Genomic DNA, 13,937 nt, shown 5'->3' with positions numbered 1-13,937 from the left:
TTAAAGAAAGAATAAATTAAAGTCTCCAACCAATTGGTTGGAAGTAACACCAACCAATCAGTTATAATAAAAGAAAAACAGGAGCGCATATGGATATGTATAACCTTGAATGGAAACCAAACGAATCTTCAAAAATTCCTTTATATCAACAAATATACGAATTTATGAAAAAGAAAATTATGAATGGTGAGTGGACATTAGGTACAAAAATCCCTCCACAAAGAAGATTAGCTCATGAGTTTAAAGTGAACCGAAGTACCATTGTTACCGCTCTTGACGAATTGGCTGCTGATGGGTTAATTGAATCAAAAGTGGGTAGAGGGACCGTAGTGATTAATAATACGTGGAGTATCATTTCCTCTACTTCACCACCTGATTGGAGAAATTATGTAAAATCAGGTACACATCAACCAAATCAATCAATTATACAAGATATCAATAAAGCAGAAATCAGATCCGATATTATTCGTCTCGGAACAGGTGAACTATCACCTGAACTAATGCCATCTAAGCAGATGAAAAGTATCTTTCATAGAAAAACAGAACAAGCTCTTTCGCTTGGCTATACAGAACCAAAAGGAACGCTGTATTTGCGAGAAACGATCTGCAACCATTTGAAAACAAAAGGTATTGAAGTAACTCCACCATCTGTTTTAATTGTTTCTGGTGGACTACAAGCGTTACAGTTAGTCTCTCTAGGTCTATTACATAAAGGTTCTACCATTTTTCATGAAACACCATCTTATTTAACATCTGTCAATGTATTTCAATCTGCTGGAATGAATTTATTCGAAATTCCAATGGATAATGAAGGTGTTAAAACAGATTTATTAGGAAGATTAAAACGACAACATAATGGTACGTTGTTTTATACCATTCCCTCTTTTCACAACCCTACAGGCATTTTAATGTCTAATAATAGAAGAAAACAACTTTTGGATGTTTGTAGTAAAGAAAGGCTACCGATTCTGGAAGATGATGTTTATGGCGATATTTGGTTTGAGCAACCTATACCAAAGCCACTAAAAGCGCAGGATAAACAAGGACTTGTTTTATACATGGGGAGCATGTCCAAAACATTGAGTCCTGGTTTACGAATTGGCTGGCTTGTCGGACCAGAACCAGTAATAGACCGCTTGTCTGATATTAAAATGCAAACCGATTATGGATCTAGTTCATTATCGCAATTTGCTGTTGCCGAATGGCTTGCAAGCGGCTTGTATGATAAACATATTATTCATATAAGAAAAGAGTTGAAAGTCCGCAGAGATTTAACACTTCATATTCTCGATAAATATTTTTCAGAGGTTGCAACCTGGAATAATCCAGAAGGTGGTTTTTATATTTGGCTCAAATTAAATGTGAAAGGACCTATGGATAAATTGTTTAAGAAGGCTTTGAAGGAAGGTATATTACTAAATCCAGGCAATATCTATGATCGGAATGATTCTTCTCATATTCGAATCTCCTATTCGTATGCGACACCTAAGCAACTTGAAAAAGGGCTAATAAAACTTTCACAACTCATTAAGGAAAATAGGGATTAAGGAATTTAAGGGGGATCATTATCACGTTGAATAAATTATGAAATGCATTATCAAACTAATAAAAAAAAGGAGATAAGGGCTCACTCTCCTTTTTTGGTTTTCATTATTTCTATAGTATGGTCATTAACTTTATTGAAGCTTTTTTGCCATTATAAAGTCTACCTGTTCCTCATCACCCATATAAAAAGAGTGTGCTCCAGTTTGAACGAACCCCATTCTCTTATAAAAAGCAAGGGCATTTTCATTTTTTTCCCATACACCTAGCCAGATTTTATTTTTATTGCGTTCCATAGCAATCTCGGTAGCTTTATTTAATAGATATTTACCAAGACCATGCTTTTGGAATTCTTTCTTTATATAAATTCGCTCAATTTCAAAAGATGCATCACCCATCTCTTCAGATTGTCCCTCATCGGTATTGACCTTTAAATAACCAGCGATTTTATTATTATAATAAACGAAAAAGAATTCTGAATCAGTATTGGATAATTCTTTCTCTAATTGTTTTATGCTAAATGCACTATCCAAATAGGATTTCATATTTTCAGGTGAATTTTGATGTTTAAATGTGTCATTAAATGTTTCATAACTAATCTCTTGAAGTGTATGTAACTCTTCAGGGGTGCATTTTGTAAAACTTATAGTCACTTTTTATGTCTCCCTTCATAAATCAATAGTTCCGCTTGTTTCCCTTTTTTACAAGTTCCCAGTCTTTTTCTATATTCTTTCTAACTCTTTGAAGTAAATTGAACATGGTATCTGTTTCACTTTCGGATAGTCCCTCTAATGCAATGCTATTTGAATATTCATTTTCTCTTTTAATAAAAGGATAAATGTTAATCCCTTTCTCGGTTGGGAAAAGCCTTTTAATTTTTTTGTTATGATTATCTTTTTCCTTTTGAATAAAGCCATTTAGTTCAAGTTTTTTTATAGCACGAGCTGCCGATGTTCGATCTACTTTTATCATTTCGGCTAACTTTTCTTGGATGATTCCTGGATTTTCACATATTCGTACAAGATACAAATATTGTCCTTTTGTTAGCTCATATTCTTTAAATTCAATATTGCTTATAGAATCTAACGCTCTTGCTATCATTCCAATTTCTCTAAGAATTTCTTTCATAATACGCTCCTTCTCTTTTGGTTGCAAATGCAATAAATTGTATGTACTGATTTTATCTTATAATTGTTGTATTTACAACAAAATTATATCTATTATAGCATCTTAAAAATTGTAATCCAACCCTATAATTCTAGAAAAAGATAGTTTAAACTAAACAGACTAAGAAGAATTTTTATTACAATTGGAGTTGAACTTCATGTTAAAGGCAAATATCATTTTAAAAGAAATTTTACTCTTTATTTTTGGTGTTTTATTTATATTGGGATTAGCAGGTTTTATAGACTATTTAAAAGATCAGCCGATAAATTGGGGAGATAGACTTTTTAAATGTATCTTAACTGTAGTTTTTATTCGTCTATTTATGTTCATAGGTAGAGTATTAAATAAAAAATATGACTAAATTAATAGAGGAGTTTGGGAAAGAAAATTTAGAAATATATGAGTACCTAAATAGAGATGCAAGCATAGAGCAAACATCTCTTTTGGATTATTTACCGTACTCTTAAGAATTTCCGAAACAGCTGCTGCAGCTCCTTATTCCCATCTAATAAATATTTCCTATTGGGCTCCTGCAAATCCCTATTGGAATACCTTTATGATTTATTATTTTCTTCAGATTTACAATAGCATTTCCTTGAAAAACTTGTTCCATTATATTTTCTATTGTATCGCTTTCTTGTTTGCTTACTTTTTGCTTCATGAGCAGTTTTTGAAACCATTGACTAATTTCTGCCGGGGAAACATTCCCAGCAATAGAAGAAAGACGATCATATCCATGTAATACTTTTTCTTCTACATCCACTTCTCCACCAGCATAAAAATAAAAATCATTTCTATGGATACCATTTTTTATTCGTTCAACTTTTTCTTTATTGCCAGCATCTTTTATGCCAATCACTAAGTCTACCTTACTTAATTGAATAATACTTTTTTCTGATAAATCAAATCCAGTCCTTTTTGGATTGTTATATAAAATTGCAGGTTTATTACTAAGGTGTATAATCCTCTTTGCATAAACGCATGCTTCTTCTTGTGTAGGTAAAACATACGGCGGATACCCAAGCATGATACCAGATATTTTTGTATGACGAATCTTCTCAGCTAATTCCTCTGCCTCTTTCTGTCTAATTGAAGCCACTCCAAATATAATTTCCATATTACCAATAAGTTCTTCTTCCAGTTCTAAAGCATTTATTATTTCAATTTTCTCTTGGAGGCTAAGACTATGCTGTTCTCCAGTACTACCAGAGACAAGAACAGATTTTACTCCTTTTTTAAACAGGTCTCTTATATGGCTGATTGTCCCTTGAATATTTACAGATTCATCTTCAAAAAAAGCTGTTGGCACAGCAATATGGACTTTTTCTGATAGCATTATTTTATCTCCTTTATTCTTTATATCTACAAGATAGTTTAATACCTAATGATTTCATTTCTATAAAAAGAGCAATAATTCCTCTAAATTTAGTCATGGGTATTTGCTATTCAATATATAATTATTATAGAGAGTAGATTTCTTCTTATGGATGAATATTATACTTTATATTTAGTAACCCAATCCCTAACACTAATAGGAATTTATTTTACAACGCCTTGAAAAAGGGTTAAGAAGTTCTTACATCATTAATCCTTATTTCTCATTATAGTGTTTAACAAGCTGCACCCCTGTTATTACACTAATAGTAAACAAACATTGCCTACTTGGTAGCATATACATTTACATCTTTCCCACCTAATATAATTTTTTTATCTATTTCCATTCCTAGTTTTATTGCTACTTTTTGAGAAGTAAAATTATTAGGTTGAATCAATGCGATAAATCGTTGTCTGTCAAATTGTTTATTTCCATATTTTAATAATGCCTTAGCTGATTCTGTTGCGTATCCTTTTCCCCAATATTTACGAGATATCCAATAACCAATTTCGATTTCCTTATTACCATCAATTGTTTGTGGAACTAAACCCGCATGTCCAATTAAAGTATTATCTTCTTTATTAACTAAAACCATTAAACCCATATCTTCACAAAATTCATATGTATTATAAATCCAATTTAAAAAGTCCTTACCACCGTTTCTATCCCTTGTTTTTCCGTTTCCAATGTATCTGACTACTTCAGGATCCGACAGCAAGGACATAAGAAATTCAAAATCACCATCATTATAGGGACGAAATACCAGTCTTTCAGAGATAATTGCCAATCTCAAAACCTTCTTTCCATTTTAAAATTCTTCTTAAACAGTCCCGCTCCGTTCATATCTATAAAAAAATAATATCATAATAAACAACATTTTAATTGCAAATTTCTGAAATTTACCAGAAAGAAGAGACCATCGATTGATGATCCCGTTCTATCCATTCTTATCCTAATAAAAAGCTACTGTTTACAACTACATTCATATTCTTTGAATTTATACTCTCTGTAGAATCTTAACTCTTTAAGGTCACATGTATCTGATTCATAAATCTTTATTAAGGGAGCTACATCCACATTTGCAAATTCCTTTATTTGCTTATCTATATCAATGGACAAATCTAAAGGATATTCGTTCATATCTTGATATAGATTATCATGTTCGCAAACATCATATGTCACTGCAATATAATATCGTGCCATCATATCACTCCAAATTCTTAAAATAGCTCTGTGTAATATGTAATAGTTACCTGTTAGTAGAATTAAAAACTACCCGATATATTGAAGAATTAACTGATATAATGCTATGGAAAACCCTAAAAGACTTGCCTTTATTTTAGACGGATGGTTTCTTTTGTTGCGAAACAAGTAAAAGAAAACGACTATAAACCCCAAGGGAATCCATAACTCAAAAACACCTTCTTCTGTACTGCGAGAAAAGATTGGAACAATGTAAGTGCTAATCAAAAAATAAAAGAAGACCGTAAAACGCCTTGTTTCTAATTGCCTGCTCCACCTTACTAAAAAGAAAATAATAATTATTGCGATAATCGTAATGTGTAAAGGTGGGAGAACGATAGCAAAATCACCAAAATTGAATTCCATTGTGCATTGCCTTCCTTTTTTAATCAGTCCAGTTCCATATTAACATAATATTGATTTTTAAATTATCATTAATTGGAATCCTACTTTATATTTCAAAAATGTGTTTCATTTGGTGAAGGGTAGTACTTTAAAGTAACAAAAGCCAAATTTCTCAGTGCGAGAAATCTGGCTTTTGTTATTTGGATTTCCTTAACTTTGTAAACCTGCATTTTCCCGACACTACTCCATATTCATCTTCAATTCTATTTGTATTTAAGGTCTATGAAAATTGACCGTTTTCTCGTCGTCTCCAGTTCGTTCAAACCAACCTCTGAAGGCCCAATTATCGTAACCTCCATCACCTTCGTTAATGAATGTTCCTTCTTCAAACACCCAGACTCCGAATGTAATGCCATCGTAATTTACCGTATCAAAGAAGTGTACACCTTGCAATTGATTGGAATTATAACCTTGACTCAAATTCATCACCATTACATTATATTGCTGGCCTGCTTCAAAGAATGCTTTTTCCATCGCTCCCTTTACAAAGCCACTTCTATTGTCAGCTGATTTCTTAGCATCTTCAATAGCTTGTCCAATAGCCACAGGATCAACAGTTATTTCTCCACTGACCTCTGCTGCCTCTGCGGAACCTGTAGAACCCCCTAAAGTCGGCAGAGCTAATGGCGTCGCTAACACGGCTATCCCTAATGCAGAAGTTACAACAACTCGTTTCGCTTTTCTCATTCGATCTCCTCCTTTAATTTTTGTTTTACATAGCCCTCTACCCGTTATCTTAAATTTAAAACAAAATAAAGAGGATGATTTAACATTTATATACATCTAGGAAAAACAATGAAAAATAATAACAAAGCCTATATGTAGTAATCGCCGTTTTAAAATCTAAAAGAGCTAGATTATTAGAATACAAAATTAGTCTACAATTTTTCTTGCGGGTGAATCTTTTTTCAGCCTAAAATCATATTTGTTTGCATTTTGATATCTTGGATCTAAATAAATGGATTGCTCATCACTTTTTGAAGCCTTTTTGAATTTAGGAAAAGATGTATATGCTTCCTCTTTCCATATCCAAATACCCTTTTCTTCTTTCTCTTTATGAAATACATTCTTTTGCAGTTTATTCTCTTGATTTGTTATAAAATCGTTGGCAATAAAAATCCGTGATGGCCCAGCGGTTAATATATTTCTTTCTATTACATTGTTTTTTGTATCATGTTGTAATAAAAGCTGTCCCCCACCCAGCCCCTTCGTGTCATTTCGATAAAGAATATTTTTTGAGATAGTAGAATTTATTGTACCACCCCGATTTTCATCATACCCACCAATCGATATCCCAGTGTAAAAGTTGTCGTAAATAATATTGTTCATTATCTTAATGTTATCAGCGTATTTTTTAGCATGCTCAGAGGTTGCTTCAATTCCAATATCACTTTTATAAATCGTATTCTTTTCAATGATTATATTCTTTCCACCATCTACATAAATTCCGCCAGCAGAGTAATCTTCCCCATAAGACGGATTGCCGTAAGAGGATATTTCATAAACTTGATTATTTTTTACTACTCCATTGCGCACGTAGTCCATCTTTCTATCATTAGAGACGCCTTCATAACCAATCAGGTCAATCCCAATATTATCACTCCTGCGAACTATGTTATTTTCCACTTTAAAACCGTCAATATTTCCATTTAGAACAAGAGATTCACTTGAACCGAGTTTTAAATCTTCTATCGTGTTATTCAAAATATTTATATCCTTCATTGGATCTGTTCCGTATATAGCGATCCCATGGCCATTCCCATCATCTGCATTGGTTTCAATCCGCTGCACATTGTTATTTTCTAATGTAATATGGTTGCTAGATCCTGTTACATAAATCCCCATCACTGTTTCATCTGCCAAATCAGTAGATAAATCCTGGATAATTAGTCCACTAATCGTCACGTAGTTTTTACTATTTATCGTAACTAAGGATGTATCCCCTTCAGCATCCTTTAGATCTATCCCACTAAGAACAACCTTCTCATTGTTGTAGGATTTAAAAGTAATTGGTTCTGATTTGGTGCCACTATGTTTAACAAGAAGCTTTTCATTATACTTTCCTTCTCGTATGTGGACGGTAGTCCCCGCAATTGCTTCTGACGCTGCTTTTTTTAGTGTGCGAAATGGTTTTGATTTTGTACCAGCATTTTGATCATCCCCATTTTTAGCAACGTAAATAGCTTGATCTTGCTTATCAAATATATTGCTAAAAACTAAAACAATCATGATAGCAGCTGCAGCCAAGAGGATAAAATAGAATTTCTTCATTAAAACATTCCCTTCTCATATACATCTCTATTTTCTTTAATAAGGGAAATTAGTCATCTAATCTATTTTTTCCCAATAAACCGCCCTTATAGTTTAAGTGAATTTGATCACAAAGTTTTTGTTAACTATTTTCAGTATATCATTTTTCAATGTACTACCTAGTAAATTCATTCAGATAGTTCCTATATGGAACTCCCTCTAGCTGATTATTTAACAGTTGGGGCTGGCATGTTGCAGAGAGTTATCAATAGATTTTGTTTCATCACTCTACTGAAATATAAAGCGTGTTTCTTAATAGAGAGCAGTAGGAAAAGAGGTTGGAAAAAGAAAGCTTGAGACACTTATTGCACAATGGATTGAAGGATTACATTAAAGGAGTGGGGTAAATTCTTATCGAATCTGCCCCTACTATTGATTATTCTTTATTAATAGTATAATCGAATTGATAGTGGAAACCGACTTTTAAGTAGATTATCGTTAACCTCCTGTCAATTCAATTGCTTATTCTGACCACGGGGAATGTAAAATGCATTGACAGAAATTCTTATTTTTATATTCGGGTCTAAAATATTGAACAACATCTTCTTTCATATTGCCGAAAGTTGTTTCGGGTTTATGTTTAAATCCATCATAAAACGCTGGAATAATTTCCTTTTTGAAATTGTTACGAGGGAACGCTTTTATAATATCTTCACGCAAGTCTTCCGGGAACTGTTCAAAGCCATCACCCATAACATCTAAACCAACGCCATGAAAGAGCAATGCAACTTCAGATTCTTTATGCTCAGCAACTCCGGGTGTCGTGTGCAAAGCAATCGCATCCCATACAAGCTGAATCGAATCATTTGGAATTTTATACTGCTGGAGGAAACTTCTTGCTGCATTTGCACCATCTACTTCAAACCGTAAATCTGCACTACTGTATTTTTTAGTCAAGCCTAAATCATGGAATAAAGCACTAATGTATAATAACTCTAAATCATAATTCTGCTTCGCTTTTTCCCCGTTTACTGCACCAAATAAGAATACACGATTGGAATGATTCCACAATAGGTCATTCCCATACTCACGTAATATATCGGCTGCATCTTTTGCCAACCTGGAATCTGGAATTTTGATACCTGCTATTGTTTGTTGCATGATTAAAACCCCTTTACAATATAATTTCTCATTCCATGAGTTGTCTTCATTGTAAAGAGGACTTCATCATTTGTCTATTACATCATATCTATCATAATGATAGATAAAAACTATAGTACAGAGCTCTGTATAGAAGTAACCGCATCTTTCTCTGTGGGAAAATGCAGTTTTTCGATTTCACGTACTAATAACGTAATATATTTACGTGCTGCATAATTAATAAAACAATTCTTTTTCATCACGAGATAAACTTCCTTTGTCAAAACCGGTTTCTCAATATGCTGAAAAAATAAATCCCCTGTGTCATAAAAATCATATAATGTACGTGAAACAACACTACGGCCAACACCACTTCGGACTAAATTCAAGATAGATTGAATACTAGATGTTTCCACAATAGGATGTAATTGTTTGTCAACTTCCTTACTCGCTATATCAAGTATTTTTCTGCATTGATGCATATTTGGAAATAAAATCAGAGGCAATTCTGAAACTGTGGAAAATGAAACCCGATCCTCTTCATTGCGCTGATTACTAATCAGGTAAAATTCTTCATCATACAGCTTCGTCACTTGCAACCTATCACATTGATTAAGTTGAAAACTAATACCAAAATCAGCTCGATTTTCTAGAACGGCCTTTTCCACCTGATCAGTTGTTAGGATGGACACATTAATGTTCGGATATAGCTGGTTAAATTGAATGCACAAAGTTGATACCAAATCGGTTATTTCTCCTGGTAACACAGCAATTTTCAATTCTCCGATTTCCACTTTCGTAAATGCTTCAATTTGAGACGACATGCTTTGCAGCGAACCTTTAATATTCAATGCTTCTTGTTGTACAATCTCCCCAACCTTTGTAAGCTCAATTTTCTTGCCAACACGGTTAAATAGTGGATATCCTACCTCTTGTTCTAGCATCTTAATTTGATGGCTTAAAGTTGGTTGGGAAATTCCTAATTTTCCAGCTGCTCTTGTAAAATGCAGTTCTTTACAAATCATTAAAAAATATTCTAAATGTCGCAATTCGATAGCATTTCACTCCTTTTTCTCTTTTATTAGTATGAAGACATAACTTAGAATCTATTATAAATTACCTCCATTCCTATTTCTTCAAAAGGTTATAGATCATCTTCATAATTGCATTTTAAAATGTTTCTCTAATTCAACCTTTCCGCTTGGCGTTACTTTAATAGCACGTATTTTAGGCATACGTGTTATCCAATTTAATTCGAGCATCTTTAGTAGCAACGCATTACCCAGAGCTCCCGCAATATGATGCTCACGCTCACTCCAATCTAGACAACACCGGGCATATGCTCTACGCTTTTTCTTTTGTTCTTCTAAATCAATTCCAAACTCCTGAAAAAATTGGAAGCCTTCTGATGTTACCTCATAATTCATATCTACCTTTTTTATAAAACCTTGTTCTATTAAAGAATTTGTAATTTGCACACCAATATAACCAGCTAAATGATCGTAACAAGTTCTAGCGAAATGTATAGCACTTTTTTCTCTTGAATCCCTTAATGAGGTTACAGGAGAGTTCGGTGAGATAATTAACATCTGCTCAATCACTTTTGCTGCGTCACTGCTAGTCAACTTATAATAACGATGTCTTCCATGCCTTTCCACACTAACAAGATTTGCTTCAAGCATTTTTTGCAGGTGAAAACTAGCTGTTTGAGGTTTTACTTTTGCAGTATAAGCCAGTTCACTAGCAGGATGTATTCTTCCATCCATAAGACTAAGCAGAATAGAAGAGCGAGTTGGATCAGATATTAGCGAAGCTATTTTTGAGATATTCGGATTCACTTTTATTCTCCTCGCATTCATATTTCGATGATAGTGGAAATGTTATTCTATTATAATCCAATTGTGAGCTAAATTTAAAGGAGGAAGAAAACACTTGATTATTAAAGAAAAGGATACGGATAGTTTTAAAGAAATAAAACCTAACATTATGTATTATGGGACACCAACACTGCTTCTTAACACGTTAAATGAAGATGGAACAACGAACATTAGCCCAATGTCTTCTTCTTGGGCATTAGGTGACTGCATTGTTCTCGGAATAGGGCTTGAAGGAAAAGCGATAGAAAACTTAGATAGACATAAAGAGTGTGTCATCAATTTACCCAGCCCAAACCATTGGGAAAACATTGAAAAAATCTCTTCTTACACTGGTAAAAAGAATGTACCATCTTATAAGAAAGAGATTGGATTCACTTATAAAAAGGATAAATACGTATCAGCAGAGTTAACACCTTTAAAATCAAAAACTGTTTTACCTACTCGTATTGAAGAATGTCCGATTCAAATTGAAGCAGCAGTTAAAAATATTCGCATCCCTGAATATAATTCATTGTTTGCTATTGTTGAAACACAAGTATTACATTTCCATGCTAATGAAAGTATTATACAAAATGAAAATTATATCAATCCATCAAAATGGAGTCCTCTAATTTATAATTTTAGGCATTACTTTGAATTAGGAAGAGAAGTAGGAAAAACGTTCCGTTCAGAAACTTGATAGGTTTCATTTTTCATAATCACGCTCTATCTTTAAAAAAATTGATTAAAGGTATTCGTGAATGACAGATGAATTATCATCTGTCATTCATCTTAGGAATACTTCTCACGATCTTCATGCACTCTTTATTTAAAATACATTCTTGGTATTCTTTCCAATTCTAATCAAATTCTAATATTCTTATCATTCTTCTCTTACTTTTAAAAGTTAATATTAATGCGTAAAACAAATAAAGGAGGAAGTATTTTGAAAAGAAATCTTTTGATTGGAACAGCAGCAGCAACAGTCATTTTGGGTGGTGCCGCTGTTGTGGGGGCATCGGATGACAATAACATCAAGGATAATCAAGCATTTACCGCAGAACAAGCCATCCAGACAGTATTCGAAAAAGTGGAAGGATTCGTGCAGGAAGTGGACCTTTCCTTCGAAGAGGATGAAAATTATTATGCAGTTCAAATCGAAAGCAGCGTAAACGAGTATGAATTTAACATTGATGCAACAACAGGGAAAATTGTAGGGCAGGAAATTGAAAATACTGTAGAAGAAGAAAAACAGGAAGTAGCTGGACAGAAACGCTCTTTTGATGATAGTAACTATTCGATTGAATCAGCTAATGTTACTTCACTTGAAGAGTACGACACCATTATTGATCAGGTAAACGCAGAAGATTTGTCTTTTCATCTGGTTACTGACAATCCAGGAAATCGCATCATGTTCCTTGTTGACGACGAGGGAAAAAAGCACTTTAAAACCATTTTCGTAAAACATGACAACCTTCTGAAAATCATTGATGTGAACGATCATGGACAGGTATTCAACGGCAACCTTTAATGAAAAGCACCATCCTAAAGTGCACCCTTCACTTTAGGATGGAAATGTTCTCCATTCGTTTTGATGAACAACTTGTTTAATGCTTGCATCCGTATTACCTATGTCCATGTTTCATCATCAATCTATTTTTGCTCACATTTTCATCCCTGTTATTAAATTTTGAAGAACAACTCAATAACCTACAACTTTCTTTCACTAAAACACCCATTTGCAGAATATCAGATACCCAATCTTATAGTTAGATTTATTTTTTGGACGTAGCTTTTATTATTAGGAAATGAGGGCTGGTCATTAGATAGTAGTACGATTTTTCTTTTACTTCTTTCATCTTTTTTTGCGGTTTAGGTTCAATTAGTTTATCGAGGTTGAAAAAAGCAGTTGTTTCATTTACGATGCTTTGCATGGGTCTTCTGTAGAAGCTAACATCAATTGTAATATTAGGTTTGTGCCAAGTTTCTGATAAGTATTGTGTTTTAAAGTAATCCTCACAATCGAATCTTGTATAATCCATAAAAGGATGATGAAGCGAAAATAAAAAAGTTCCTTCTGCTTTTAGAATGCGGTTGAATTCGTGAAATGTGTAAGTCCAATCCTTTAGATAATGAAGTGTAAGTGAGCTTATAATCACATCAAAGGAATCATTTTTAAACGGAAGGGGTTCTTGAAGATCTTGACAAAGGAATGTAGCCTCTTCCCCTAAACGATGCTTTGCTGCCTTTACCATTTCAGGACTTACATCTATACCAGTAACTTCCGCTCCTTGCTGCAATAATTGCGAAGCATACCATCCAGCCGAACAACCAGCATCAAGAACTTTTTTTCCATTTAACTCGGTGGGTAAAGCCGCTAACATAGCTGGACGTTCATAATAAGCGTTATAAGGACTCCCTTCATCAATATCGTTCTGATAGGTATGAGCTAGTTTATTATAAATGTCTCTTGTAGTATTACTCATTTAATTCCCTCCTTTAGATTCCTGATAAATGATTTCATAATTATAAATTCAATTTTTCAATAGTTTTATCATCTGGTTTCTTTATAGCCTTGCTAAATTTATAATTAGAATGATAATACTGATAATATCGCCTTTAAATTCAGCAATATAATCTGAATCTTTCACGAAGTACATAAGGCACTCGCAGACATTAAAGTTACTATTTTTTGTCCGTTCTTCTTTTAAAAAGATTTTGCAAGTTTTCGGGTCACCACAATCCATATAACTAAAGAAACTATAGATAGCATGGGAATAAAATCTGCAGCATAGTGGAAGCCCTATTAATTTTAATGTTCTGATAAATAATTAGATATATTTACCTTTATACCTTATATACGAATTAGAAAAAATTGAAGTTTCACTATGCTTTTCCTTTAAGTACATAATATCACATAGTTATCTTGCCATATATTAGAAACATCTTAAAATTTCAAG

General features: G+C 33.3%; 15 protein-coding genes. 4 read left to right on the top strand and 11 right to left on the bottom strand.

All coding sequences use genetic code 11. The annotated features are described in order from the left end of the window. The first annotated feature begins 95 nt into the window (after positions 1-95). Complete coding sequence (locus tag MHH64_RS07930; RefSeq protein WP_340003267.1) at positions 96-1,547, top strand: PLP-dependent aminotransferase family protein; 1,452 nt, start codon at positions 96-98, stop codon at positions 1,545-1,547. 129 nt (positions 1,548-1,676) lie between these two features. Here the strand turns inward: MHH64_RS07930 and MHH64_RS07925 are convergent, their stop codons facing one another. Together MHH64_RS07925 and MHH64_RS07920 are read right to left on the bottom strand one after the other, a co-directional pair. After that, the gene (locus MHH64_RS07925) at positions 1,677-2,195 is read right to left on the bottom strand and encodes a GNAT family N-acetyltransferase (RefSeq protein ID WP_303447699.1); all 519 of its coding nucleotides are present in this window, start codon (positions 2,193-2,195) and stop codon (positions 1,677-1,679) included. A gap of 22 nt (positions 2,196-2,217) precedes the next feature. Beyond that, positions 2,218-2,670, bottom strand: coding sequence for a MarR family transcriptional regulator (locus MHH64_RS07920; RefSeq protein ID WP_095312744.1), 453 nt, complete (start codon positions 2,668-2,670; stop codon positions 2,218-2,220). A gap of 196 nt (positions 2,671-2,866) precedes the next feature. Between MHH64_RS07920 and MHH64_RS07915 the strand changes: the two genes are divergently transcribed. Further along, the gene (locus MHH64_RS07915; protein WP_340003015.1) at positions 2,867-3,070 is read left to right on the top strand and encodes a hypothetical protein; all 204 of its coding nucleotides are present in this window, start codon (positions 2,867-2,869) and stop codon (positions 3,068-3,070) included. Positions 3,071-3,214: 144 nt separating this feature from the next. Here MHH64_RS07915 and MHH64_RS07910 read toward each other — a convergent pair whose 3' ends face one another. The 8 genes from MHH64_RS07910 to MHH64_RS07875 all read right to left on the bottom strand — a co-directional run bounded on the left by MHH64_RS07910 (position 3,215) and on the right by MHH64_RS07875 (position 10,959). Next, positions 3,215-4,045 (bottom strand): dihydrodipicolinate synthase family protein, encoded by an 831-nt coding sequence (locus MHH64_RS07910; RefSeq protein ID WP_340003014.1) that lies wholly within the window; start codon positions 4,043-4,045, stop codon positions 3,215-3,217. 322 nt (positions 4,046-4,367) lie between these two features. After that, a complete protein-coding gene (locus MHH64_RS07905) occupies positions 4,368-4,871 on the bottom strand; it encodes a GNAT family N-acetyltransferase (RefSeq protein WP_340003013.1) in 504 nt (167 codons plus the stop codon). Positions 4,872-5,356: 485 nt separating this feature from the next. Continuing rightward, positions 5,357-5,692, bottom strand: a complete 336-nt coding sequence (locus tag MHH64_RS07900) for a hypothetical protein (RefSeq protein WP_118890144.1) — start codon at positions 5,690-5,692, stop codon at positions 5,357-5,359. Between the two features lie 252 nt (positions 5,693-5,944). Next, the gene (locus MHH64_RS07895) at positions 5,945-6,418 is read right to left on the bottom strand and encodes a stress protein (protein ID WP_118890143.1); all 474 of its coding nucleotides are present in this window, start codon (positions 6,416-6,418) and stop codon (positions 5,945-5,947) included. A 186-nt stretch (positions 6,419-6,604) separates the two neighbouring features. Further along, the gene (locus MHH64_RS07890; RefSeq protein ID WP_340003012.1) at positions 6,605-8,002 is read right to left on the bottom strand and encodes a right-handed parallel beta-helix repeat-containing protein; all 1,398 of its coding nucleotides are present in this window, start codon (positions 8,000-8,002) and stop codon (positions 6,605-6,607) included. Positions 8,003-8,503: 501 nt separating this feature from the next. Beyond that, positions 8,504-9,142, bottom strand: coding sequence for an HD domain-containing protein (locus MHH64_RS07885; RefSeq protein WP_095312730.1), 639 nt, complete (start codon positions 9,140-9,142; stop codon positions 8,504-8,506). Between the two features lie 110 nt (positions 9,143-9,252). Further along, on the bottom strand, positions 9,253-10,170 hold the full coding sequence (locus MHH64_RS07880; protein ID WP_340003011.1) for a LysR family transcriptional regulator: 918 nt from the start codon (positions 10,168-10,170) through the stop codon (positions 9,253-9,255). Between the two features lie 108 nt (positions 10,171-10,278). Next, complete coding sequence (locus MHH64_RS07875) at positions 10,279-10,959, bottom strand: winged helix-turn-helix domain-containing protein (protein WP_303447709.1); 681 nt, start codon at positions 10,957-10,959, stop codon at positions 10,279-10,281. A gap of 94 nt (positions 10,960-11,053) precedes the next feature. Here MHH64_RS07875 and MHH64_RS07870 point away from each other — a divergent pair, with 94 nt between their 5' ends. Both MHH64_RS07870 and MHH64_RS07865 read left to right on the top strand, forming a co-directional pair. Beyond that, positions 11,054-11,677 carry a flavin reductase family protein gene (locus tag MHH64_RS07870; protein WP_303447710.1) on the top strand — a complete coding sequence of 208 codons (624 nt, stop codon included), beginning with the start codon at positions 11,054-11,056 and terminating at the stop codon, positions 11,675-11,677. 246 nt (positions 11,678-11,923) lie between these two features. Next, positions 11,924-12,508 (top strand): PepSY domain-containing protein, encoded by a 585-nt coding sequence (locus MHH64_RS07865; RefSeq protein WP_340003010.1) that lies wholly within the window; start codon positions 11,924-11,926, stop codon positions 12,506-12,508. 244 nt (positions 12,509-12,752) lie between these two features. Here the strand turns inward: MHH64_RS07865 and MHH64_RS07860 are convergent, their stop codons facing one another. Continuing rightward, entirely contained in the window at positions 12,753-13,463 is a 711-nt protein-coding gene (locus tag MHH64_RS07860) for a class I SAM-dependent methyltransferase (protein ID WP_303447714.1), read from the bottom strand. Between the last annotated feature and the right edge of the window lie 474 nt (positions 13,464-13,937).

Origin of the sequence: Oceanobacillus sp. FSL K6-0127 (assembly GCF_037983385.1) — a bacterium.
In the GTDB taxonomy this organism is placed as follows: Bacteria; Bacillota; Bacilli; order Bacillales; family Amphibacillaceae; genus Oceanobacillus; species Oceanobacillus profundus.
The sequence above is the reverse complement of the archived record's forward strand: the minus strand, read 5'-3'. Positions and strand labels throughout refer to the sequence as shown.